The organism is Chimaeribacter sp. YP20170169, from assembly GCF_056739715.1.
Window position 1 is genome coordinate 115,876 of record NZ_CP176825.1, and the last position, 24,303, is coordinate 140,178.

Sequence of the window (24,303 nt, forward strand, 5' to 3'; positions counted from 1 at the left end):
TGAATCATCTCGGATGGATCCATGCGTTTTGCCGCTCTTTTGCTGCTGGTGGTAAGCCTCGGCAGCCACGCCAAACAGGTGACTGATCTGCTCGGCCGACAGGTCACCGTCCCAGACCACCCCCAGCGCGTTATCCTCGGTGAGAGCCGGATGCTCTACACGTTGGCCCTGCTGCAACCGGGTTATCCGGCAGCACATATCGTGGGCTGGCCGGCGGATTTGGCGAAGTATGATCCGCAGACCTGGGCGCAGTACCGGCAGGCATTTCCACAGTTGGCGACCATTCCGCAACTGGGTAGCGGCAGCGTCAATGACATCAGCGCCGAGAAGGTGCTGGCGCTCAACCCCGATCTGGTGATTTTGCCGCGTCTGGCTAAAAGCACCGCCGGTAACGCCGCCTTCCTGCAACTGATGGAGCAGGCCCATGTGCCGGTGGTGGTGGTGGATCTGCGGGTAGACCTGCTGAACCATACCGTGCCGAGCGTGCGCCTGCTGGGCGAGATCTTCAACCAGCCGCAGCGCGCGGAGGCGTTCATCGCCTTCTACCAACACCACATGGCGGCGATCCAACAGCGGCTGGCAACCTACCAAGGGCCAAAAACCCGCGTGATGCTGCATCTGCACCTCGGTCGGCGCGATACCTGCTGCACCACCGCCGTCAATGGCAACCTTGGGCAACTGCTGGCCTTTGCCGGCGGGGAGAACATCGCGGCAGGTCAGGTGAGCGGCGTGTTCGGCGAGCTGAACCCTGAGAGCGTGCTGGCCGCCAACCCTGACGTCTATATCGCCACCGGCATGGGCGAGCCAGAGGGGGAGAGCCGCACGGTACGCCTCGGCCCGCAGGTGGCAGCGGCACAGGCCGCACAGAGCTTCCAGCAAGTGATGGCAAAACAGCCGATCCTCGCGCAACTGCCGGCGGTGCGCGACGGGCGTGCCTATGCCCTGTGGCATAACTTCTACCTCAGCCCCTATCACCTGGTAGCCACCGAATATTTTGCCAAGGCGCTCTATCCGGCCTTGTTCAGCGATCTCAACCCACAACAGACATTACAAGACCTTTATCAGCGCTTTTTGCCGCTGACTTTGACAGGGACTTTCTGGAGCCAGTTACCCCATGAAAACCATCGCGACCTGCCTGCTGGGCAGCAGCCTGATCATTCCCACCCTCACTCAGGCTGAAGAGACCGGCGATACGCTGGTCGTCACGAAAAAAGCGGAAGAGACCGCGACCGCCAACATCGGCTCATACCAGCCGCACAGCAGCGTAACCGCCACCCGCAGCGAGAGCCGCATCGTCGAGACGCCGCAATCCATTACCGTGGTGCCGAAACAGGTGCTGGAGGATCAGGATGCCAGCAGCCTCGATCAGGCGCTCTACACTGTCAGCGGCATTACCCAGTCCAACACCTTGGGCGGCACCCAGGATGCGGTGATCAAACGTGGCTTTGGCGACAACCGTGACGGATCCATTTTGCGTGATGGGCTGCGCTCCATTCAGGCGCGTAACTTCACGCCAACCACTGAACGGGTGGAGGTGCTGAAAGGCCCGTCGTCGATGCTCTACGGCATGAATGAGCCGGGTGGGATGGTCAATATCATCAGCAAAAAACCGCAGATGACGCCGCATGTGCATCTCGAAGGGCGCACCAGCAGTTTTGGTGGCGGCGGTGGTCAGCTTGACGTCACCGGCCCGCTGGGCGGCGGGTTTGCCGGCCGGTTGATTGTCGATCACAGTGAGACGGATTACTGGCGCAACTTTGGCCGCACGCGCCAGACCGTGGTGGCCCCCTCCCTGATGTGGGTGGGCGACAGCACGGTGGTGCGGCTCTCCTGGGAGCATATGGAGTATCTGGTGCCCTTTGATCGCGGCACGGTGCTGGACACCAACACCGGCAAGCCAGTCAATGTGCCGCGTGAGCGCCGTTTCGACGAAACCTACAACGCCACGCGTGGCGATCAGGACACCCTGACCTTCCAGGCCGATCAGGCGCTGAGCGAGAACTGGTCATCCCAGTTTACCTACTCCTTCAACCGCAATCGCTACAGCGACAATCAGGCGCGCGCCACTGCCTATGATGCCGACACGGGCATCCTGACGCGCCAGGCCGACTCGACGGCTTCCGCCAATGCCCGTACCCAGATCGCGCAACTCTCCTTAAATGGCGATGTTGATTGGGGGCGCGTCAACCACCAGCTGTTGATGGGCGTCGATTATGAGGCCGACCGTACCTACCGGGGCGACATGATCCGCGGCACCAAAACCAAGAACAGCCTGTTTAACGTTTATGATCCGGTCTATGGCCTGTTGGATGCCAGCACCGCCGTCAGTGCCAAGGACAGCGACCAGCGTGAGAACATCGACAGCCGTGGGCTGTTTATGCAGGACGTGCTGCGTCTGGATGAGCATTGGCAACTGATTGGCGGCCTGCGCTACGACCGCTTCGACGTGATGGCCGGCAAGGGCCGCCCGTTCATCACCAATACCCAGAGTTCAGACAGCAAACTGGTGCCGCGCGTGGGCGTGGTCTACAGCCTGAATAACTGGTCGAGCCTTTATGCCAGCTATACCGAGTCGTTCAAGCCCAACTCCTCCATCGCCACGCAGATTGGTGCGCTGCCACCGGAGCAGGGCAAGGCGTATGAGGTGGGCGCGAAAATCGACACCTCGAACGGCATTACCGGCACGCTGGCACTGTATGACATCCGCAAGCGCAATGTGATGGTGAGCGAGACGATTGGCGGCGAGACCTATACCCGCACCGCCGGGCAGGTGCGTTCACAGGGCGTGGAGCTGGATATGGCAGGTCAACTGACCCGTAGCCTGAGTCTGGTGGGATCGTATGCCTATACCGACGCCCGGGTCAAAGAGGACCCAGAGAACCGCGGGATGCGGATGCCCAACACCGCGCGCCACACTGCCGCGCTGTTCCTGACTAATGATTTTGGCCATACCGGGCTAATTGCCAATGATGACCTGCGGGTTGGTGTCGGCGGCCGTTATGTCGGCAAGCGACCGGGCGACGCCGCCAACAGTTTCTGGCTGGATGACTACACGGTGGCCGACGCCTTCGTCGCCTGGCACACACCTTACAGTGGCTACGATGTGAAGTGGCAACTGAACGTGAAAAACCTGTTCGACACCACCTACTACACCTCTAGCGCCAGCAACCTGCGCATCGCGATCGGCGATCCGCGCGAAGTGGTGCTCTCCGCCTCCGTTGATTTCTAATCCCCAAGGCCGGCAGTAGCCGGCTTTTTTAGCGATGTATTTACACTACGTAAGTAGTTACAACATACTTTGCGTTATTATTCAAAATCAACGATCACCTAATCTCCGGTGTAGAAGAGAGTGCTAAGCAACCAAATATTGGCCGTGTACTCTTCGCACGAAACGGTTATGCATTAAAACAAACAGATTATTAATTATTTGCAATCTAATAGTATTCTCGCTTCAAAACTCGACCACGCATTAAAGGGCGTAGGGCCGGCGCTATCCCATCAAATAGAGGCAATAAGGGTGAGCGCAATGCGTGCCTTGTATTACCAGGCTTTTCGCGGAAAGCCCCTTCCTTTTAGGTAGGGGATGCAGAGCAAAGCGCCCGACAGGGCGCTAATGAGGGCGGTTCTGATCCTCAATATATTTCTTAATCACTTCGAGGGGCGCACCGCCCACACTGCCAGCAAAATAAGACGGCGACCAAAGCGCGTCTGACTTCCACGCGGGTTTATGCAAATCAGGATGAAGCAATTTCATCTTGCGACTGCTCACCCCTTTCAGGCTGTTAACCAGTTTGCTGATTGCCACCTTCGGCGGAAAGTTAAGCAGGATATGGATGTGATCCGACTCCCCGTTAAATTCTACAACCTCGCATTCGAACTGCTCGCATACGTTGCGGATTATCTTCTCCAACGTTTCCAGATGGACGGCGTTAAACACCTTGCCCCTGTACTTAGTGATAAAGATTAAATGGCAATGCAGCACAAAGACGCAATGCCGCCCCGTTCGATAAGTTAACTCCATAGACCAACCTTGAAAATGTGCTATAAAGCCTGTAGTTTAGCGCACTATGAGCATTCATACCAAAACACTCTCAGTCAGAGTTAAAGACAAACACGCCGCCGTTTTGCGGCAGATGGCTTTTGAAGTCAATCAGGTCTTTAATCTGGCAAACGAGATAACCAAGCAGCACGCACCATGAAACCCTCGAGTTGCGCTATGCGGCCATCACTTGGAAATATATGGAAGGGAACCTATCTATCGCGCTACCTGGAACGATCGCGTCTACGCCTGACCTGCTGTCCTTGGGTTCAATGCGCAGTAAAAAGCACTGGCCACAAAAAAGGCGCAATTTGCATTGCGCCTGTGCTTCGTCATTTTGGGCGTTAACCAACAATCCGCCCGGCTGCCATGTGCACCGCGTGGTCACACATGTGGTCGATCACATCCGGGTCGTGGCTGACCAGCACCATTGTCAGCTTATCCTGCTGTTTCAGATCATTAAGCAGGTTTAGCACCTCGGCCTGTACCGACATATCCAGCGCAGAGGTTGGCTCATCGAGCAGCAGCACTTTCGGTTGCAGCAGCAGGGCGCGCACAATGGCCACACGCTGGCGCTGACCGCCGGAGAGCTGGTGCGGGTAGCGATCGGCCATCGCCGGATCCAGCCCCACATGGCGGAAGCCGTCATTGATGCGGTCATTCACATTGTCGAAGCCAAACAGCTTCAGCGGCTCCGCCAGCGTGCGGCGCAGGCGGTGACGCGGGTGGAGCGAGGCGTATGGATCCTGGAACACCATCTGCACCTCGCGGCGCAGGTCGCCAGTGAAGGCTTTGCCCGGCGTCGCCTGATGGCCAGCCAACTGCATGTGCCCCTCCCAGTGCGGGTTCAGCCCGGCCATCACCCACAGCAGCGACGACTTGCCGCAGCCGGAGGGGCCGACCAGCCCAAAACACTCGCCGGGTTGCACGGTCAGCGACACATCATGCACCACGGTGCGCATCTCGTAACCCTGACGGTGTGACACGCTTAGGCCATTTAGATCAATGATTCCCACGGTCAGCCTCCAGAGCGGCGCGATCCAGCGTCGGCAGCGGCTTGCCATGCGTCGATTTGTTGGGGCGGCAGGCCCACAGTGTGCTGGTGTAGGGATGGGTCGCGAACGGCAGTTCGGCGGCCAGCAGGGCGTCAAGAATGTCGCCCTTGTACATCACCATCACCCGGTCACAGTGATCGGCCACCTGTTGCAGATCGTGGCTGATCAGCAGCAGGCCCATGTTGCGCTCCTCAACCAGCTTGCGGATCAGGCCAAGTACCTGATCGCGCATCGCGTGGTCGAGCGCCGAGGTCGGCTCATCGGCAATCAGGAACTGTGGTTCGGTGATCAGCGCAATCGCCAGCATCACGCGCTGTCCCATGCCGCCCGACAGCTGGTGCGGATAGCGCTTCATCAGCTCGCTCGGTTGCGGCAGGCCCACGGCGTCCAGCATCGCGCACACCTTCTCGCGGCGCTCGGCGCGGGAGAGGGCGCTGTGCAGCTTCAGCGGCTCCTCAACCTGCCAACCAATGGTGCGCGTCGGGTTGAGGGCGTACTTAGGGTCTTGCATCACCATCGCGATCTGGTTGCCACGCAACTGGCCCCAGCGGCGTTCGCTCAGGTTCAGGATCGCCTCGCCGCCCACCGTCAGGGTGCGTGCCTGCACCCGCAGTGACGGCGAGAGCAGCCCCATCAGCGCGCGGGCGGTGAGGGACTTGCCAGAGCCGGACTCGCCGACCAGCGCCACGCGCTCGCGGCCAAGGGAGAAGGTCAGATCATTGACCAGCGGGGCGCCGCTGTCGGCAACGGAGATGCGCAGCCGGTCGGCTACGACCAGAGGGGCAGTATCAATGGCCATTACGGGTATCCAGTCGGTCACGCAGGCCGTCGCCTGTCAGGTTAAAGGCCAGGCTGGCGAACAGAATGGCGCCACCCGGTGCGGCGGCGACCCACCACTGGTCAAAAATCACTTTACTGCCTTCGGCCACCATCGAACCCCACTCTGCGGTCGGCGGCTGTACGCCCATGCCGAGGAAGCCGAGGCCCGCCGCCGACAGGATGATGCCACCAAGGCTCAGGGCGGCGCGCACCACCGCACTCGGCATACAGAGCGGCAGAATATGGCCGAACATCAGGCGCAGGCCGTTGATGCCCTGCATCCGGGCGGCGGCCAGATAGTCACTGCGGCGCAGGGCCAGCGTCTCCGCCCGTGCCTGCCGCGCGAAGGGCGGCCAGCTGGTCAAGGCCAGCGCCAGCGCGCCATTCAGCAGACCGGGGCCGAGCATCGCCACCAGCGCCAGCGCAATAACCAAATTGGGCAGCGACATAAAGATGTCGGTAATGCGCATCAGCACACGCTCTGTCCAGCCACCGAGGTAACCGGCGCTGATGCCAATCAGCATCCCGACCGGGATGGTCAGCACCAGAATCAGCATCACCAGCAGCAGGGTGGGGCGAGTGCCATACAGCACGCGCGAATAGAGATCGCGGCCAAAGCCGTCGGTGCCAAACCAGTGCAGCGCCGAGGGCGGCAGCAGGCGCGCCGACATCTGTTGCGTGTTCGGATCAAAAGGCGCGAGCCAGGGCGCGAACAGCGCCACTAGCAGCAGCACCGCAATCAGGGTGCCGCCAACCGCCAGGGTGGTTACCCGGCGGCGGCGGCGACGCGGGGTGAGTGGCTCCACGTCAGAGAGATGTTGCGTCATCGGGTCCTCGGGTCAGTCAGGTAGGTCAGGGCATCTGCCAGCGCATTCAGGATGATGAAGCAGGTGCCGATCAGCAGCGTGCCACCCAAAATCGCTGGCGCATCCGAGGCGAACAGCGCGGTAGTCAGGTAACGCCCGACGCCCGGCCAGGAGAAGACCGTCTCGGTCAGTACCGCACCCTCCAGCAGGCTGGCGTAAGAGAGCGCCAGCACGGTGATCAGCGTACCCAGCACGTTCGGGAAGATATGGCGCAGCAGGATGCGGCCCCGACTTGCGCCCTTGGCGCGCGCCAGCGTCACGTACTCTTTGTTGCTCTCCTCCAGCAGGGCGGCGCGCAGCAGGCGCGTAATGCTGGCCATCGCCAGCAGCCCGAGCACCACCACCGGCAGCCACAGGTGCGCCAGTGCGTTGAGGAACATCTCCCGGTCACCGGAGAGCCAGGTATCGATCAGCACGAAGCCGGTTTTTGGCTCCAGCGTATAGACATAGAGATCATCCAGCCGCCCCGGCCCGGCTGACCAGTGCAGCACGGCATAGAACAGCAGCAGCCCGAGCAGGCCGAGCCAGAAGATCGGCACCGAGTAGCCGAGCAGCGACACCAGCCGCGCCACGTTGTCCAGCAGGCTGCCGGGTTTCCAGGCGGCGAGCAGCGCCAGCGAGATGCCAAAGATCGCGCCAAACAGGATCGAGCAGGTCGCCAGCTCCACGGTGGCCGGGAAGGTACGCATCAGATCGTCGAGCACTGGCTGGTTGGTGATGTGCGAAATGCCCATGTCACCCTGCGCCAGATGCTCAATATAGTGGCCAAACTGCATCAGCACCGGCTGGTCGAGACCCAAATCGCGGCGCACCTGCTCATAGGTGGCCGCGCTGGCGTGATCGCCAGCGACTTGCAACACCGGATCGACCGGCGACAGGCGTGACAGAGCGAAGGTGAAGGCCAGCAGCCCCAGCAGGGTGATCGCCACCGACAGCAGGCTGGTCGCCACCCGGCTGGCACGGCGCAAAAACAGCCGGGTCGCCCCGGCTTCAGGATTTACTGCGGCCATTACTTGCTGACCTGATTGTAGTAAACCATGTCAGGGTTGATGCCCTGCACGTAGCCTTGCAGGTTGTCGCGCAGCGCCACCAGATTACGCGCCTGCAAACCAATCACGTAAGGTGAGTTCTTCTGCACTTCACGCTGCATGGCTTGGTACATCTCCACGCGCTTGGCCTTGTCGCTCTCTGCCGTGGCGGCCAGCACCTGCTTGGTCAGCTCGGGAATGTGCCAGTTGGAGCGCATCGCCAGCGTGGTGCTGCCATCTTCCGGGTTATAGGCAAAGGCGGCGGCGTTGGTATTCGGGTCGAAGTAGTCCGCGCCCCATGCGTTTAGCGTAGCCTCATATTTGTGTGCCTTGACGCTGGACGCCACCTCGGTACTGATGCCCGGCAGCAGTTCCACCTTCACACCCCCTTTGGCAAAGCTGGCCTGCAACGCCTGTGCGATGTCCAGATAGGGCGGCTGGTTGCTGACGGAGAGTTTGAAGCTGACGTTGTTCAGCCCCGCTTTCGCCAGAATCTCCTTGGCCTTCTGCGGGTCGAAGGTGTACGGGTTGTCATTCAGCGCGCCCAGGAAACCTTCCGGCAGGAAGGATTGGTGTACCTGGAACTGGCCCTTCAGCAGATCGTCGGCAATGCCGTGGTAGTCGAACAGGTAGCGGGAAGCCTCCCAGAATGCCGGGTTCTTCAGCGCTGGCGAGGCGTCGATATTGAACTGCACGTAGTAGAGCGAGGCCATCGGGAAGGCAACCGGCTTGACGCCCGCCTTGCCTTTCAGCGCGGCCATCTGGTCAGCGCCCAGGTTACGTGCGATATCCGCATCGCCCTGCTCGAGCAGCAGGCGGCGGGCGGCTGGCTCCGGCACGTTCTTGATCAGCACGTTTTTCAGCTTCGGAGCGCCCGCCGGTGAGGTCGGGTTGGCGGACAGCAACAGCACCTCATGGGCGATGAAGCGGCGGATCTGGTAGGGGCCACTGCCGGCAGAGTGGGAGATCAGCCACTGGTTGCCGTAGTCATTTTTCTGCTGGTGCGCCATCGCGGTCTTCTCATCAACGATTGAGGCCACCGGCGCGGAGAGCAGGCTCAGCACGTAGGTCGGGCTGACGTTGGCGCTCCAGCTCACCTGCACCTGATTGTCACCTACCTTTTTCAGGTTGGCGTCGACGTTCTCCGCCGTCCAGCCCAGCTGGGTCAGGATAAACGACGGCTCAAGGTTCAGCTTCACCACGCGGGAGAGGGAGAAGATCACATCCTCCGGGCGCATCGGGTTGCCGCTGGAGAAGGTCGCGCCGTCACGCAGGGTGAAGGTCATGCTGCGGTTGTCGCTACCCGGTTGCCAGCTGCTGGCGAGGGTCGGTTTGATGTCAGTCGGGTTTTGCGGGTCAGACTGCACTAGACGCTGGTAAAGGTTGGTGAATGCCTGCACGGAGGTCAGTTCAAAACCCTGCGCCGGATCGAGGCTGCTGGCATCGTCAATCGATTGGGCAATGACTAAGGTATCTGGCGGAGTAGCCGCCGAGACGGAAAATGAGGCCGCCAGGGCCAGGGCAATCAAGGTTGGGGCGTTGAATTTCATAGGTTTGCCTTAAGAGTGTTTTTCGCGAGTGTAGGTTAACTTAGGGTAGGGCAACCAGAACAATATTGGCTATGCTTATGCTTTATCGTTATATACATATCTAATATGAATATAACCTGAGCGATTCCCGTTTCAAGCCGTTGTTTTCTGGCCTGTGGCCCGTTTTGCCAGCCATTTTCAGACGATTAACGGCCCTTCCGATTTTTCTCTTGTCACTGGGCGCGCTTGCCGCCGCCCTCTGCGGTGAAGCATTAACAAGATTGATTTTTGTACTAATCTTAACGGATCGCGTCTACCAGTCCGGAACCGCCCATGCTCAGCAATTTGACCCTCCCCGATGGCTTTCGCCGCCGCTTTAACCGGCAGATGCTCTATCCGCTGGCGACCGTGCTATTGGTGATGTTCACACTGATCACGCTGTTTCTGGTATGGCTTGGACATAACACCAACCAGCGTGAGCTGGAGCAAGAGACGCGCATCCTGACCACCTCTCTTAATCATAGTCTGGGTGAGCTGGCAGGACAGCAACGCAGCGTCGCCGCCTGGCCGCCACTGGGGCAACAGCTGAACCAGCAGCCCATCGACACCAACTGGCTGAACGATAATGTCGGCAACTGGCTGTTCAGCATGTTCAAACATCAGCAGGTCTTTATCTTCGACGCGGAGAACCGGCTGGTTTTTGCTTCCATCAATGGTGTCGCCAGCCCAGACTCCGCCGTCCTGCCACAGGAGGTGGTGCCACGCCTCGGCCAGTTGCGCCAGCGTGGCGATCAGGCCGCCCGCCACTCCTCACCGGCGCAGCACAGCCGTTCCCGCACCGCCACCCTCTCTGACATGGTGATGGTCAGGGGCGAGCCGATGATCATGGCGGCCAGCCCAATCAACGTCCCGCTGGGCGGCCGCCCCTTTACGTTGGTCAGCCTGCGCTTCTTGAATGATGGCTACCTGGATGAGCTGTCACAGGGCAGCATGATTGCCGGCCTGCACTACAGCCCGCGGCCGGGGCAGTTGCCGGGCGAGCACAGTATTCCTCTTCATGCGCGCGCGGGGCAGCCGATGGGCTACCTGACATGGCAACCGGAGCGCCCCGGCAGCCGGATGCTCAGCGTCATTGGCCCGGCGACCGCGCTCTCTGCGCTGCTGTTCCTGCTGGTGATTGCGGTGATTGTCCGCTCGCTCTGGCGCTCCTCCCTCAACCTGCAAAAATCGATGATTGAGCTGCGCGCCAGCGAAGCGCAGGCGCAACATCTGGCGTTCCATGACGTGCTAACCGGCCTGCCAAACCGCGCGCTGCTGGAGGATCGGCTGTCGCACTCGCTGGCGGCGACCCTGCGCAACGGTGGCTATACCGCGCTGCTGGTGCTCGATCTGGATCGCTTCAAGAACGTCAATGACACGCTGGGCCATGGCGCTGGTGATGGCCTGATTAAGGAGGTGGCATCGCGGCTCAATGGGTTGGTACGCAAAACCGACACCGTGGCGCGCATTGGCGGCGATGAGTTTGTGATTGTGCAGAGCGAGGTGCAGGAGCTGAGCGACGTGCAGGCACTCTGCCAGCGCATCCACGTGGCAATCGAGCGCCCCTTCCTGCTGGCCGGCAACGATACCTTCATTGGCGTCAGCATTGGCGTGGCGCTGGCACCGGCGGATGCCATCGAGCGTGGCGAGCTGATGCGCAAGGCGGACATTGCCCTCTACGTCGCCAAATATGAGGGGCGCGGCCACTTCCGCTACTTTGAGCAGTCGATGGATGACTCCGTCAAAACGCGGCAGGCGCTCGCCACGGATCTGCGCAATGCCCTGTTGAATGAGCAGGGGCTGGCGGTGCACTTCCAGCCACAGGTGGGCATCAATGGCCAGCAGATCATTGGGCTTGAGGCGCTGCTGCGCTGGCAGCACCCGGTACGGGGGCAAATTGCCCCAGAGGAGTTCATCCCGATTGCCGAGGAGAACGGCATCATCATCCCGCTGGGTGAGTGGGTATTGCGGCAGGCATGCCGCGCGGCCCACGGCTGGCCGGGCCTGTTTATCGCCGTGAACATTTCGCCGGTGCAGTTCCGCACCAACGGCTTTGCCCAGCGGGTACAGCACATCGTGGCGGAGGAGCAGACCGACCCGACACGGATTGAGCTAGAGATCACCGAGAGCGTGCTGCTGGATGACGATGAGATCTCGCGCGCAACGCTGCTGGCGCTGCGTGAAGCTGGGTTCAAGATTGCGCTGGATGATTTCGGCACCGGCTACTCCAGCCTCAGCTACCTTAGCCGTTTCCCGGTGGATAAGATCAAGATTGACCGCTCCTTTATCCAGAGCCTCGGCGAGGGGGAGAACTCGGGCGCCATCATTGAATCCGTGGTGCGGCTGGGGCGGGCGATGGGCCTGACAGTCACCGCCGAAGGGGTAGAGACCGAGGGGCAAATGGCGGTGCTGGCCGAGGCGGGCTGTGATGAGATGCAGGGCTACCTCTTCTCCCATGCCATTCCGCAGGAGCAGATCCCGGCGCTGCTGGCGCTGAAACGGGAGGAGTAAACGCTTGTCGCCATGGCCCGTGCGCCCTATGCTGGGGTGCTGCTCTCGCTAAACGTGACAACGTCACTTTGACAAGGAACTTCACCATGCATTTCGTTACCGTGCCCGGCTATACCAACTCCGGGCCACACCACTGGCAGACCCTGCTGGAACAGAAATACCCACAGATGATCCGGGTTGAGCAACAGGATTGGGAGCGGCCCGAGCGGCAGGCGTGGATTGAGGGCATCCAAAAGACCCTCGCGCCCTTGGAGGGAGAGATTGTGCTGATCGGCCATAGCTGCGGTGCGGTAGCCATCACCCAGTGGGCGGCGCACTACCCCGATGCCCGCATCAAGGGCGCACTGCTGGTGGCCCCGGCGGATGTGGATGCGCCGGACGCCCTGCCGCCAATCCGCCTGCAACGGCCACTGTCGCTGGAGCGGTTGCCCTTCCCGAGCCTGATGGTTGCCAGCGATAACGATGAGCACCTGAGCCTGACGCGCGCCAACCGATTGGCTACCGCCTGGGGCAGCGACTTGCGGATTATCAAGGGCGCTGGCCACCTGCACAGTGAGGCGGGCTACGGCGAGTGGCCGCTGTGCGAAGTGCTGATCAACCAAATCTCTGGCAACCAGTTGCGTTAGTGGCGGGAAGGCGGGCGGCGGGGCGTGAAATTTTGGCTATACTCTTCATTCACCTTTCGTTTTTGCAAATGAAAGTCTGGACAACGATCAACCCGTGAGGAGCACGCGATGAACCCGAGTTATGTTGCTAGCGATAAACCAAACGACAAGCATCAGAATCCTGCGCCGTCCAAGGCCGAAGATAAAGACGATCCGCACAGTGCGCCGGAAGCCGGTGACAAAGAGCCTGAAACAGACAAAACCAAACACTGATCCATCGCCCGGTCTCTGCGCCGGGCGATGCCATTATCAGAAGGCGATCTGCATCGAGAGCTGTGCCATGCGCGGCTCTCCCAGCTGGGCCGAGGCATAGCCTGCACCGCTGTAGCCATTCAAGCCGCCCGGCACGATATTCGTCCAGTAGTGGCGGTTGGTCAGGTTGGTGATATCCAGCCGGAAGGTGGTGTCCGTCTCAAACAACCGCGTTTTGTAGCTGCCGCCAGCATCAAAAGTGGCGTAGCTTCCCGTCCAGTTATCATTCGCGTTGTCCGTCGGCCGGCGGCCCACGTAGCGTCCCCCGGCATGGATCTCCGTTCCGCTCAGCATTGGCAGGGTATAGACCGCCAACAGACTGGCGGTGTAACGCGGCAGCCCGACAATCTGCTTATCTTTGGCGTCGACATTGGCGCTGTCACGCAGGCGGGGATCGAGCCAGGTCATGCCGCCATAGAGGTGCAGATCTGGCAACACATCACCGTCTGCCATCAGTTCCAGCCCGCGGTTGCGCTGCGCGCCATCCACCGCATACTCCCCCTGGCTATTGGTATAGGCGTAGGGGCGATCAATCTGGAACAGCGCGGCGGTCAGCAACGTACGGCCCACAGCCAGCTTGCTGCCCACCTCGGTCTGCTTGCTGCGGTAGGGGGAGAGCACCGATCCGGCATTGCTGGCCCCGCTTGGTGCCACGTCGCCCTGTTGCAGGCTGTCGGCGTAGGTGACATAAAGCGTCAGCGGGTCAATTGGCTTGTACAGCAGGCTGGCAGAACCGCTAAAGCCACTGTCATCGGACTGGCTGCTGCGCACGCCACTTTTGCCGTAGTTGGCCGAGGTCAGGAAACTCTCACTGCCGGAGAGCATCAGGCTCCACTGCGGCGAGAAGGTCAGGGTGTCGCTCAACAGGAACGCCTGCTGGGTGGTGGTCGCCGAGTGGTAGCGATCTGTGTAGTCCGGATAGTCCGGCTCCGCAAAGCGCTGCGGATTATCCAGACTCGCCTCGCCCAGCGTGTAGCTGCCGCCATTGCGCGGGTTGTAGTTCTTCCAGACAAAACCGCGCATCCCAACCGCCAGATCGTGCTTCAGCCAACCAGTCTCTACTGCGCCGGTCAGGTTGGCAAAGTAGCTATTAATGGTAAAGCGGCTGGCGGTGGAGGTAGACGCGGTGGTCTTGTAGCTTCCGTCATTGTTCAGGAAAGTATTGGTGACGGCGGTCGATTCGCGGTCAGCGATCTGGCGCAGCACGGCGATCTCCCCCTGCCAGTTGCCGTCAAAGTCATGCTTAAGGTGCAGGGAGGCGGTCAGGGTTTTATCATCATTTCCCGCATAATACTGACCAGAACGATCCTTATCGATGCGTGATGCCGATGGGAACGCGACGCCGTTGGCCAAGGCGTAACTGGCGGGCAGCCCTTTGGCATAGTAGTGGTAATAGCTGAAGGTGGTCTCCAGCACTGTCTGATCAGTGAGGTTGGCATCCAGCGCCAGATTGAACAGCTGGCGACGTTTACGGCTGTTGGCGGCGTAGCTGTGTCCCTCATCATCCAGCAGGTTCAGGCGGTAACGGACGCGATCGTTGCTGTCGAGCGGGCCACTGAGGTCAGTGGCAACCAGTCGGCTACCGTCGGTGCCGCCGCCCAGCGTCAAGCTGTGCTGGGGCAGATCGGTCGGGCGTTTGGAGACAAAATTGAACATCCCTGCCGGGTTGGCCGGGCCATAGAGCGCGCCACCCAAGCCATTCAATACTTCAATATGATCAAACTGTTCGACCGGATATTGGGTGGTCGAGACAATATTCAGCCCGTCCAACAGGCTGTTCTGCACCACGCTGCCCTGCATACCGCGCGTCTGTGGCCGTGCGCCATCACCCTGTACAGAGGGCATGTAACGGTAGACCTGTTTTGCATCCTTCAGCTGCTGGCGGGTCATCACACTTGGGGAGACGCTCTGAACGGAGTAGGGCGTATTGCGGATCTCGCGCTTGCCCAGGTTGCCGAGGGAAGCTCGTTTCTCCGTGGCGGCTGGCTCGCTGCCGGTGGTGGCTGGATTGGCGGTCACGGTCAGGGTGTCATCACTGGCGCAGGCGTAGCCCGGCAGGGCGGAAAGCACCGCCAGCGCAAGGGCGTGGCGGGTAAATCTGTGCATTGTGCTCATTATAAAATCAAAACGGCAAAGCGCCGAAAGCCATAGGCAATAAAAAAAGGCGGCTAGGGTAGCACATCGATATGTATGAATGTATATAACGATTGGTCGGCGCGCCCTATGATTTCGATATATATAAATATATATAGCGCTATGTTATGGTACGGCCTTTCCCCCTCTTTCAAGCAGGTAGGTTATGGTCAGATCCCGCATAGCAGCGTGGGCATGTTCCCTGTTTTTCGCCACTACATCGCCTGCGTTTGCCGCAGATACCCCTCGTCAGGTAACAGATGATACTGGTCACCGCGTTACGTTGCCGGCACAGGTACACCGCATTGCCGATGCCTGGTTTGCCCACCACTCCCTGCTGATGACCCTCGGCGCCGGTGACAAAATCGTCGCTACCGTCAACCATCCAGAGAGCCGACCGTGGATGTTCCGCCTGCAACCGTCGCTATCGCAGGCGCTGTCAGTGCATGGCATCAGCTTCAACAGTGAGGCACTGTTGGCACGAAACACTGACGTGATCTTTGTGCCAGCGGGCGACAGTGATGCGGCGGCCTACCGGCAGGCGCATATCCCGACGTTGGAGATGCGCTTTACTGACTACGCCTCAATGAAAAAATCCCTGCTGACCACCGCCGAGGTGCTCGGCACACCGGACGCGATGGCGCGGGCCAACGCCTACAACAGCTGGCTGGATGAGCAGATCGTGCAGGTTGGGCAGCGGCTGGCAAATCTGCCGGAGGCGCAGCGCCCGCGCGTGCTGCATATCTCCTCCCTACACCCCCTGAAAGTGGATGGCGCGCGCACCCTGATTGACCAATGGATCCGCGCGGCAGGCGGGCGCAATGCCGCGGCATCCATTTCCGGCAATATGCATGAGGTTTCACCGGAGATGATTTTAGCCTGGCAGCCGGACGTGATTATCCTCGGCGCTGATGCTGGCAACATTGCAGACTCAGGTGATGCGCCGATCTTCGCCGCGTTAAAGGCCCAGCAGGCTGGCAAGGTGTTCCGCAACCCGGCCGGCGTTTTCCCGTGGGATCGCTACGGCACCGAAGCGGCGCTGCAAATTCCTTGGGCCGCCAAGACCCTGCACCCAACACGGTTCGCTGAAATCGATATGCTGAAAATCACCAAGACGTTCTACCAACGCTTCTTCGACTACATCCTAAGTGATGCCGATGCACAGCGCATCCTGCACGCGCAGGGGCCAGCGTAAAACCGGCTTTCGTCTCCCTTTTACGCGCCCAATTGGGCGCGTTTTGCACTAAATGCATATCTGATAAATCATGACTCATCATGATGCTGCCAGCTTCATTATTATGAGCGTAGCTTTACGTCTGTGACTCCAGACTTATTAGGTATGGAGTCACAAAGCTTTTGAGCTGTGGAGTGGAACCTGCTATAACAGCCGCCTTCAGCTAACTCACAGAAAAACAAGCGTTATGGATTTGAACAGTGATTTTGTTAATGAGCGGGTGGGCCGACACGTTCTGGAGTATATGGAACAGTTGCAGGCGATCCCGCTGGCGCAGCTGGACAATGTGGACGAGGAGGGTACGGTCGAGGAGATCATGCGTATCTGGATCCGGCTATCATTAATGATAACCCGCCGCCGACCTGAGATCGCCATCTCCTCCCTGTTGAACCATGTGCTGCCCGGCATCGGGTCGCTGCAACTGAAAAAGCTGACGCGCTTGCGCCTTAACCGGCTGTTCAATCTGCTGCTGGCCGAAGGCAAAATCTCTGAGGCCAAGCGGGTGTTCGCGCTGTGCAAACAGTTCCTCGGCTGGGCGGAGACACAGGGCTATCTGGATCACTCGCCGCTGGGGGCGATGAAGCGCCGCGATGTCGGCGGCCGCAACAACCCGCCGCGTGAACGTACCTTGACCGACGCAGAGATCTGGGTGTTCTGGCATGGGCTGGATATGTGGGATCTGTCGGAACAGTGCCGCTGGGCGCTGCGCCTCTGCCTGCTCTCGGCGCGACGGCCGGATGAGGTGGTGCGCGCGCGGCGCAGCGAGTTTGATCTGGAGGCAGGCATCTGGCGGCAGGGGAAACGCAATAAATCCCAGCGCGATCATACGCTGCCCATCAGCCCACTGATGCGCCAGTGCATTGAGGCGCTCGACCGCGCCAACCCCGGCAGCCCCTGGCTGGCGCCCTCGCCACTCAACCCGGAGTTGCCGTTGTCGAAAGGGGCGATCACCCAATCCTTGCGCCGGCTGGTGCGGGCGGAGCGAGGATTGGGTCTGGAGGCGTTCACCACCCGTGACCTGCGGCGTACGGCGCGGTCGAAGCTGTCGGCACTGGGCGTGCCAAATGACGTGGCGCGCAAAATCATGAACCATGCGCTGGAAGGCATAGATAAAGTGTATGACACCCATGATTATCTGGAGCAGATGCAAAAAGCGCTCGGGCGGCTCTCTGACAATATGCAGGAAATAATCCAGGCAGAAAGTTACCTGACCTTGCCACACCATTATGGCGGCATCCGTTTAGTGCTTCCTACAGATGCGATGCTCTATATGGGGGCGTGACGCTGTCACCTCCCTTGGGCGCGGTAATATCTCATTTAGATGGAAGATGTGGTAAATCGGTTTTGTGGCAAAAATCTAAATAGTGCTTAATTACTAACTGCTTGAAGAAGAGGGATCTTCTCTGGTGGTTGAAGTTAATTTGTCATTGAAGTGTCAAACCATTCATTTAATCGCTACCAAAAATGGCTAAATGCACCATACTAACATTGATGTGCCCCTCTACAGCTAGTGGATAAAGGAACTGTTATGAAGCTATTAACTAATATAGTGGAGTATCGCACATGGCTTTTTGATGAGTACCTTTTATTCCCCGGATCAGGAGTAAACCCTCTGATGAATAATGAAGAAGTGGAGGAGTTGCTGTTCCAGAACAGGCCGAAGTTTTTTCCATGTATTGCCTATGTGACTCCCTCAGAAAGCCATCCAGGTACGACCGAAGTGAAGTATATCAGCAAACAGCAGGTTGAACATTGGGCGGGCATTATGGGTAAACTCCCTGCACGTAATAATGACGACGATCTTTTCAATCAGGATGGCTGGCGGTAGGCCAAGCGGCCGATCAACCTAGGATAGGTGGTTGATTTATAGAAATATGTGCTGATTGCGCCCGGAGAGGACAATCAGCATTAGCCCCCGTTGTCAACTGGCGCGGTCGCTGTTGGCAGCACTCCACACCTCGCCAGTAATATCCTGCTGGCCCATTTTTTCCCGGTAGGCTGTCATATTAATAATGGCAATGTCTAACGCAGCAAGTAACTGCAACTGGTTGAGCTTGGGTGAAAAGAATACTTCTGTTCCCGCTTCACTCGACATAATCAGCAACGGGACGGCATGGTGTGGCCCGGCATCATGATAAACTTGCTCGTATGTATTTTTCAGGATAGGAATTTTTCTCTTCATAGCTGATCCTTACTTGGCTGGCACTCTACGCGGCATTTGTATATGAATGTAATAAAAGGATTATTCAACCAGATAATATAATCACAGCCTCGGGCTGAGGCGCGTTTTTTGCGCGTCGTATAACTATAGGCTTAAACTACCCGTGCCGAAGCGCCTTTTTCCATCTTGGGACTGCCTTCACACAAATCATTTATTCTCATTTTCACTTTTCATAACCTTTATATATCACCCCCGCACCAACCGTTGGCTCCTCCGCTTTCACCTTGCAAACCCCTTTTCCCCGCATAGACTTGGTGAAGGAGGGAATATGGATACTCAGGATTTCGTGCTGCTGGTCAGCCGTTCGCAATTTGCCTTTACCATTGGCCTGCATATCGTGCTGGCGGCGTTCGCCATTGGTTTGTCTCTGTTTTTGGTGGTGATTGAGATCCTGTGGGTACGCACCCAGCGGCCCGCCTATCTGGAGATCATGCGTTTCTGGCAGAAGATCTTTGCCCTGAACATGGGGGTAGGGGTAGTGACCGGCGTAGTGATGGAGTTCCAGTTTGGCACCCACTGGGGGCCATTCTCCACCCGCACCGGCGCGGTGCTCGGGCCGCTGATGTTTTACGAAGTGCTGGTGGCCTTCTTTATTGAGGCTGGTTTCGTCGGGCTGATGCTGTTCGGCCTGCCACGCATTGGCAAAACCCTGCACCTGATTGCCACCATCATGGTGGCGGTGGGTGCCATGCTGAGCGCCTTCTGGATTTTGGCAGCCAATGCCTGGATGCAGACGCCGGACGGCTTCCAGCTGGCGGAAAATGGCCGCTTTATCCCGACCGACTGGTGGGCGATCGTCTTCAATCCCTCTTTTCCCTATCGCTTTACGCATATGGTGCTGGCATCAGCCATCGCCACCTTTTTGGTGGTTGCCGCCTGCGCCGCCCATCGCCTGCTACGTGACAGCCGCCATCCCCATGCACGCATTATGTATGGGGTGGGCATGGCGGCGCTGGTAGTACTGACGCCGCTTCAGATTGTGGTGGGTGACCTGCATGGCCTGAACACCCTGGAGCACCAGCCGCAAAAGCTGGCGGCGATGGAAGGGAGCTGGCAGCGGCCGCCGCCGGGCGAGGGCGAGCCGCTGCGGCTGTTTGCGCTGCCCGATCAGGCGAGCCAGCAGAACCATGTTGAGGTGGCGATCCCGCATCTCGGCTCACTCTATCTGCGGCACAATCTCTCCGGCACCATTGAGCCGCTCTCCGCCTTCCCGGCGGCGGATCTGCCGCCGGTTGCGCTGGTATTTTTTGCCTTTCGCATTATGGTCGGGTTGGGGCTGCTGATGGCCGTCGCCGCGCTGGCGGGCGTGGTGCAGTGGTGGCGCAAACGCCTGTTTACCAGCCGCGCCCTGTGCCGGTTAATGGTGGCACTGGGGCCAGCTGGCTTTATCGCGATGCTGGCCGGCTGGGTGGTGACTGAATCGGGCCGCCAGCCGTTTACCGTCTATGGGCTGATGCGCACCAGTGAGAGCGCCACCGTGCTCAGCCTGCCGCTCTCGCTGGCGGTCGCGGCGGCGATTGTGGTGGTCTACCTGCTGACCTTTGGCATTGGGCTGGCCCTACTGCTGCGCCTGTTGCGGCAGTCGCCCAGCACGGGGGAGACCGGGCCAGCGCCGGAGATCTGGCCGATGCTTGGCCGACAGGAGGGGCCGCCATGACCGGCGAATTGCTGCCGCTGCTGGCGGCGACCACGCTGGCCTTCTCGCTGCTGGCCTATATCCTGCTGGACGGCACCGATCTGGGGGTAGGCATCTGGCTTGGCTTGACGCGCCAGCCTGCCGATCGCCATCGGGTGGTACTCTCAATCCTGCCGATCTGGGACGCCAATGAGACCTGGCTGGTGCTGCTGTTGGGCGGGATGCTGGCGCTGTTTCCCGAGGCCTACAGCACTTTTTTAAGCACCATGCTAGTACCGGTGGTGGTCATGCTGCTGGCGCTGGTGTTGCGCGGCGCGGCGATTGAGTTTCGCCATGGCGCCCGCTCGCCCGGCTGGTGTGACGCGGCGGTGTTCATCGGCTCCCTGCTGGCGTCACTGTTTCAGGGCATCCTGTTTGGCTGCTTTATCCAGGGAGTGCCAGCGCCGCCCGCCGCACCAGAAACGCTACTCTGGTGTACGCCCTTTACGCTCTTTTGTGGGCTGGTGATCACCGTGCTCTATCTGGTATTGGGTGCTGGCTGGCTCCAGTGGCGGATGGCAGGCCCCTTCAGCGAGCACTTTCGCCGCATGTTGGGGTGGGGTGGCGTGGGCACCCTGCTGCTGTTTATGGGGCTGATGTTCTGGCTGGCGCACCTGAATGACCACAACCGGGCGCGTTGGCAGGATGGCGCGATGATTGCGCTCTTTGCCGCCGTGCTGGCGCTGCTGGTGGCGCTGTTCTATCTGGCGCTCGCCCGCCGTTATGCCCTGACGGCGCTGATGCTGCTGCTGGCTGCCACCGGGCTGGGCTTTCTGGCGATTGGTTTCACCCTGTTCCCGCAGGTGTTGCCGCCCCGGCTTACGCTCTATAACAGCGCCTCGCCGCCGGCCACCCAAGGGTTTGTACTGGCCGGTTTCGCGATGGTGATCCCCTTCACACTGTTTTATAACACCTATGTCTTCTGGGTATTCAAAGGGAAAATTCACCGCCAGACGGTAAGGATAAAATATTGATCCCCGCCGGATGCTGATCTATACCTCTAATATCAACCTCCAGATCTCTCCATGCCAAAACGTGCATGTAATTACACTGGTAAAAAAGGAAGATATTATGAAAGACAGCGAGTTACCCGGCGAAATACAGAACGATCCAGGCCCGGATGAGCCAGATGGTAAAACCCAACTCACCATTGCCTATACGGCTTGGGCAATATTTATGTTGGTCATTGGCACCTATGTCACTGTGTTTTGGCGCTGATGGCTGTGCGTCATGTAAAATAACTGCCCGTTGTGTATCAGAATGATGCCGGCGGGCAGTTATTTCTATTTTAGTCGTTTAGGAATGCTCCCAAAACGCTATTTTACGGCCCCTTCTTCCTGTTCAGATTTCTGCTTTTTTTGCCCAATTCACCTTATCAGTAAGCCACTCTCCCGCACCCTATAAAGCGGCCACAAGGCGCGCCAGTCCTGATTCCGTCAGGGTTTTGCCTGTTTCAGGAGGTGTCATGATAGCCCGCGTGGAATATTAATTATTTCAGCCAGTTATTAATCCCGCCTCACGAAATATCATGGGCTTGCCCCGCCACATGACTGGCTAAATGATCATTTGCGTCTAGACTTATTTAGGTAACGGAAAATGATGTTCTACGGTGAATGACTGGGAGATAACTTATGACAACGACAACGCAAGAGAATTATCTTGATTGGCTGCGTGATGCCCATGCAATGGAAGAACAAGCCGAAACCATGCTGAAAGGCATGGCAGACCGCCTGGAGCATTATCCTGACCTGAAAATGCGCATCGAGCAGCATATTAGTGAAACCAAAGAGCAGCAGCGTTTGGTGAAAAGCGTTATTGATCGTTATGACACCTCCAATTCCACCTTCAAGGATATTGCCGGTAAAGTGACGGCCATGGGCCAGGCAATGGGCGGCATGTTCGCCAGCGATGAAGTGGTCAAGGGCAGCATTAGCGGTTACGTGTTTGAGAACCTGGAGATCGCATCCTATACCTCCCTGATTGCGGCAGCGAAAGTGCTGGGCGACCAAGAGGGTGAGCGCATCTTTACCCAGATTCTGGAACAGGAAAAAGAGATGGCCAAATGGGTGCTGGAACATCTGCCAGATACCACCCAGAAATTCCTGGCCCGTGCGGAAGCACCGGACACCGAAGCCAAGAAATAGTGTTTCTCCCGATCCCGGCGCGTGCGCCGGGATATCTGCACCAATAAACCTGTTTACCGATCCCTCCCTTTTTTCAGGGCCGATGTCGCTTACCTGATATTCCGTGGGAGAGGGTTTGCCATACCTATAAAAATGAGGAAGCAAGCAATGTTTAAACGCGTAAAAGGACTGCAATACACTGTCCGCGTGGCAGCGCCCAATCCCGGCCTTGCCAACCTAATGCTCGAACAGTTCGGCGGTGCCCAGGGTGAGCTGGCGGCAGCCTGCCGCTATTTTACCCAGGGCCTTGCTGAGGACGATCCGGGCCGCAAAGATTTGCTGCTGGATATCGCCACCGAGGAGCTGAGCCACCTGGAGATTATCGGCACCATTATCGCCATGCTGAATAAGGGTGCCAAAGGCGATCTGGCCGAGGGCACGCAGAAAGAGGCGGAGTTATACCGCTCGCTGACCGGCAATGGCAATGACAGCCACATCACCTCGCTGCTGTATGGCGGCGGCCCGGCGCTGATTAACTCGGCTGGCGTGCCGTGGACTGCGGCCTACGTGGACACCATTGGTGAACCGACCGCTGACCTGCGTTCCAACATCGCCGCCGAGGCGCGCGCCAAGATGGTCTATGAGCGGCTAATCAACGTCACTGACGATCCGGGCATCAAGGATGCACTGGGCTTCCTGATGACGCGTGAGGTGGCGCACCAGCAATCCTTTGAGAAGGCACTCTATTCCATCCGCAATAACTTCCCGCCGGGCAAACTGCCGCCGATGCCGGAGTTTGCCAACACCTACTACAACATGTCAGGTGAGGAGGAGGTACGCGGCAGCTGGAACTCTGACGATAACTTCAACTACGTGCGTGAACCACAGGCGGGCGTGGATGGCGCGGATGGCAGCGCGTCGGTTAGCCTGCCCGACGAGCAGGCCGCTGACCTGAAAGCGATGGCGATGCGCACCCAATCTGACACCTCGATTAACCCTGTTACTGGCGCGGATCTCGGCTCTGCCGGGCCAATTGAAAATGAGGCCGCCGCGCGTAAAAAATAGTCTCCCCGTTTTGCCTGTTGATGGTTATTTTGGCCGCCCGGAGGGGTGGCCCTTTTTTTATTCTCTCGCCGATTTATTACAATTCTGTTAATTACTGCGCCAAGTACCTGCGTGATTAAATACTACGCAGGCGAGCTAGGATTGCTCTTAAATAAGGGTGGAAATAACCAGCCAGGCGCAATAACGCGTTATAGTGACCCGGTCAGATTTCTCTGTAACGAATTACGTTGATTGTTCAGCCCGCTTCGGCGGGCTTTTTTTTATCTGCCAATCTAGGATAAAAAAACCCCGGCTGTGCCGGGGCAATAAGATCAACAACAGGAGAAACCGGTTATTTCTGTTCAGGCTGCTGGCTTTCAGCGATCACCGTCAACTTCTCGTCAGTGGTTTTCTCTTCTTGCAGTGTCTCTTCCAGCAGTTTGACCGCTTCGGTGTAGCCCAGTCTTTCCGCCATGGCGCGCAGGGTGCCGTAGGTCGCAATCTCGTAGTGTTCCACTTTCTGAGCGGCGCCGATCAGGCCAGCATCACGCACCGGGCCTTTTTCCACGCCTTCAATGATTTCCACTGCCTCTTCCACCAGCCCCTCAAGGGCGTGGCACTTCATGCGTTTGATGCGCACTTCTGGCGTGGCTTCCACCAGCCGATCCAGGCGGTCAATCTGGCCTTGGGTCTCTTCCAGGTGGGTATTGAATGCTTCGACTAATTTTGGGTCTTCGGCTGCGCGGGCCATTTTTGGCAGTGCTCTGGTTATTTGTTTCTCTGCACTGTAAACATCCGACAAATCATGAATGAAAAGATCCTTCAGGGTCTTAATAGCCATCTGATAATCCTCTTTTACGTTGCATGGTAGGGAAGTTCATTGAACTGCATCTGCACTCGATGCACTTTATTCATCCTCCCTTTAAGTAATAGTCGAATATGGCTGAATTACAAGCAACCGGCTCAAATGGCCCGAGGGTAGCGTTGTAAAGAAATAATCCACGGTTGAGGACGAGGGGAATGGGAGTGAAAGTTCTCCCTGTTGACAACACATATTTTCGCTGACACCT

The 24,303-nt window shown here is 58.6% G+C and carries 21 protein-coding genes and 2 pseudogenes; 14 read left to right on the plus strand and 9 right to left on the minus strand.

Annotation, left to right across the window (positions count from 1 at the left end):
- Window positions 1-21 precede the first annotated feature (21 nt).
- On the plus strand, window positions 22-1,179 hold the full coding sequence (locus ACK3SD_RS18370) for an ABC transporter substrate-binding protein (protein WP_481127800.1): 1,158 nt from the start codon (window positions 22-24) through the stop codon (window positions 1,177-1,179).
- Window positions 1,115-3,229, plus strand: coding sequence for a TonB-dependent siderophore receptor (locus ACK3SD_RS18375; protein WP_481127801.1), 2,115 nt, complete (start codon window positions 1,115-1,117; stop codon window positions 3,227-3,229). The genes ACK3SD_RS18370 and ACK3SD_RS18375 overlap by 65 nt, the downstream gene beginning before the upstream one ends.
- A 381-nt stretch (window positions 3,230-3,610) precedes the next feature.
- Here ACK3SD_RS18375 and tnpA read toward each other — a convergent pair whose 3' ends face one another.
- Window positions 3,611-4,021, minus strand: a complete 411-nt coding sequence (gene tnpA / locus ACK3SD_RS18380) for an IS200/IS605 family transposase (RefSeq protein WP_481127726.1) — start codon at window positions 4,019-4,021, stop codon at window positions 3,611-3,613.
- Between the two features lie 161 nt (window positions 4,022-4,182).
- On the opposite strand from tnpA, the pseudogene ACK3SD_RS18385 reads away from it, so the two are divergent.
- Window positions 4,183-4,292: pseudogene (locus ACK3SD_RS18385) on the plus strand (type VI secretion system tube protein Hcp); the annotation flags it as partial.
- 91 nt (window positions 4,293-4,383) lie between these two features.
- On the opposite strand, the gene ACK3SD_RS18390 reads toward ACK3SD_RS18385, so the two are convergent.
- The 5 genes from ACK3SD_RS18390 to ACK3SD_RS18410 are packed head-to-tail and all read right to left on the minus strand — an operon-like array spanning window position 4,384 to window position 9,357.
- Window positions 4,384-5,049, minus strand: a complete 666-nt coding sequence (locus ACK3SD_RS18390) for an ABC transporter ATP-binding protein (protein ID WP_481127843.1) — start codon at window positions 5,047-5,049, stop codon at window positions 4,384-4,386.
- Window positions 5,042-5,893: an ABC transporter ATP-binding protein gene (locus tag ACK3SD_RS18395; protein ID WP_481127802.1), complete on the minus strand. Its 852-nt coding sequence runs from the start codon at window positions 5,891-5,893 to the stop codon at window positions 5,042-5,044. The genes ACK3SD_RS18390 and ACK3SD_RS18395 overlap by 8 nt, the downstream gene beginning before the upstream one ends.
- Window positions 5,883-6,740, minus strand: a complete 858-nt coding sequence (locus tag ACK3SD_RS18400) for an ABC transporter permease (protein WP_481127803.1) — start codon at window positions 6,738-6,740, stop codon at window positions 5,883-5,885. Before ACK3SD_RS18400 ends, ACK3SD_RS18395 begins: the two co-directional genes overlap by 11 nt.
- Window positions 6,737-7,789, minus strand: a complete 1,053-nt coding sequence (locus ACK3SD_RS18405; protein WP_481127804.1) for an ABC transporter permease — start codon at window positions 7,787-7,789, stop codon at window positions 6,737-6,739. The genes ACK3SD_RS18400 and ACK3SD_RS18405 overlap by 4 nt, the downstream gene beginning before the upstream one ends.
- Window positions 7,789-9,357: an ABC transporter substrate-binding protein gene (locus ACK3SD_RS18410; protein ID WP_481127805.1), complete on the minus strand. Its 1,569-nt coding sequence runs from the start codon at window positions 9,355-9,357 to the stop codon at window positions 7,789-7,791. Before ACK3SD_RS18410 ends, ACK3SD_RS18405 begins: the two co-directional genes overlap by 1 nt.
- Window positions 9,358-9,669: 312 nt before the next feature.
- Between ACK3SD_RS18410 and ACK3SD_RS18415 the strand changes: the two genes are divergently transcribed.
- From ACK3SD_RS18415 to ACK3SD_RS18425, 3 genes and pseudogenes are all read left to right on the plus strand, one after another.
- Window positions 9,670-11,886 carry a putative bifunctional diguanylate cyclase/phosphodiesterase gene (locus tag ACK3SD_RS18415; RefSeq protein ID WP_481127806.1) on the plus strand — a complete coding sequence of 739 codons (2,217 nt, stop codon included), beginning with the start codon at window positions 9,670-9,672 and terminating at the stop codon, window positions 11,884-11,886.
- Between the two features lie 23 nt (window positions 11,887-11,909).
- Window positions 11,910-12,512 (plus strand): annotated as a pseudogene (locus ACK3SD_RS18420) (RBBP9/YdeN family alpha/beta hydrolase); the annotation flags it as partial.
- Window positions 12,513-12,620: 108 nt separating this feature from the next.
- Window positions 12,621-12,764, plus strand: a complete 144-nt coding sequence (locus ACK3SD_RS18425; protein ID WP_168195912.1) for a hypothetical protein — start codon at window positions 12,621-12,623, stop codon at window positions 12,762-12,764.
- Window positions 12,765-12,800: 36 nt separating this feature from the next.
- On the opposite strand, the gene ACK3SD_RS18430 is transcribed toward ACK3SD_RS18425, so the two are convergent.
- Window positions 12,801-14,909: a TonB-dependent receptor gene (locus ACK3SD_RS18430; RefSeq protein ID WP_481127807.1), complete on the minus strand. Its 2,109-nt coding sequence runs from the start codon at window positions 14,907-14,909 to the stop codon at window positions 12,801-12,803.
- A gap of 193 nt (window positions 14,910-15,102) precedes the next feature.
- Between ACK3SD_RS18430 and ACK3SD_RS18435 the strand changes: the two genes are divergently transcribed.
- From ACK3SD_RS18435 to ACK3SD_RS18445, 3 genes are all read left to right on the plus strand, one after another.
- Window positions 15,103-16,131: an ABC transporter substrate-binding protein gene (locus tag ACK3SD_RS18435; RefSeq protein ID WP_481127808.1), complete on the plus strand. Its 1,029-nt coding sequence runs from the start codon at window positions 15,103-15,105 to the stop codon at window positions 16,129-16,131.
- Between the two features lie 226 nt (window positions 16,132-16,357).
- Window positions 16,358-17,452 carry a tyrosine-type recombinase/integrase gene (locus tag ACK3SD_RS18440; RefSeq protein ID WP_481127809.1) on the plus strand — a complete coding sequence of 365 codons (1,095 nt, stop codon included), beginning with the start codon at window positions 16,358-16,360 and terminating at the stop codon, window positions 17,450-17,452.
- A gap of 246 nt (window positions 17,453-17,698) precedes the next feature.
- The gene (locus tag ACK3SD_RS18445; protein WP_481127810.1) at window positions 17,699-17,998 is read left to right on the plus strand and encodes a hypothetical protein; all 300 of its coding nucleotides are present in this window, start codon (window positions 17,699-17,701) and stop codon (window positions 17,996-17,998) included.
- A gap of 93 nt (window positions 17,999-18,091) precedes the next feature.
- Here the strand turns inward: ACK3SD_RS18445 and ACK3SD_RS18450 are convergent, their stop codons facing one another.
- Window positions 18,092-18,352: a hypothetical protein gene (locus ACK3SD_RS18450; protein WP_137765457.1), complete on the minus strand. Its 261-nt coding sequence runs from the start codon at window positions 18,350-18,352 to the stop codon at window positions 18,092-18,094.
- 307 nt (window positions 18,353-18,659) lie between these two features.
- Here ACK3SD_RS18450 and ACK3SD_RS18455 point away from each other — a divergent pair, with 307 nt between their 5' ends.
- From ACK3SD_RS18455 to ACK3SD_RS18475, 5 genes are all read left to right on the plus strand, one after another.
- Window positions 18,660-20,048 carry a cytochrome ubiquinol oxidase subunit I gene (locus ACK3SD_RS18455; RefSeq protein WP_481127811.1) on the plus strand — a complete coding sequence of 463 codons (1,389 nt, stop codon included), beginning with the start codon at window positions 18,660-18,662 and terminating at the stop codon, window positions 20,046-20,048.
- Window positions 20,045-21,040: a cytochrome d ubiquinol oxidase subunit II gene (locus ACK3SD_RS18460; protein ID WP_481127812.1), complete on the plus strand. Its 996-nt coding sequence runs from the start codon at window positions 20,045-20,047 to the stop codon at window positions 21,038-21,040. Before ACK3SD_RS18455 ends, ACK3SD_RS18460 begins: the two co-directional genes overlap by 4 nt.
- A gap of 97 nt (window positions 21,041-21,137) precedes the next feature.
- Window positions 21,138-21,284, plus strand: coding sequence for a hypothetical protein (locus ACK3SD_RS18465; protein ID WP_168195913.1), 147 nt, complete (start codon window positions 21,138-21,140; stop codon window positions 21,282-21,284).
- A gap of 413 nt (window positions 21,285-21,697) precedes the next feature.
- Window positions 21,698-22,210, plus strand: coding sequence for a ferritin-like domain-containing protein (locus ACK3SD_RS18470; protein ID WP_137765460.1), 513 nt, complete (start codon window positions 21,698-21,700; stop codon window positions 22,208-22,210).
- A gap of 147 nt (window positions 22,211-22,357) precedes the next feature.
- Window positions 22,358-23,254, plus strand: coding sequence for a manganese catalase family protein (locus tag ACK3SD_RS18475; protein ID WP_481127813.1), 897 nt, complete (start codon window positions 22,358-22,360; stop codon window positions 23,252-23,254).
- 331 nt (window positions 23,255-23,585) lie between these two features.
- Here ACK3SD_RS18475 and ACK3SD_RS18480 read toward each other — a convergent pair whose 3' ends face one another.
- The gene (locus ACK3SD_RS18480; RefSeq protein WP_137765462.1) at window positions 23,586-24,074 is read right to left on the minus strand and encodes a YciE/YciF ferroxidase family protein; all 489 of its coding nucleotides are present in this window, start codon (window positions 24,072-24,074) and stop codon (window positions 23,586-23,588) included.
- Window positions 24,075-24,303: the final 229 nt, after the last annotated feature.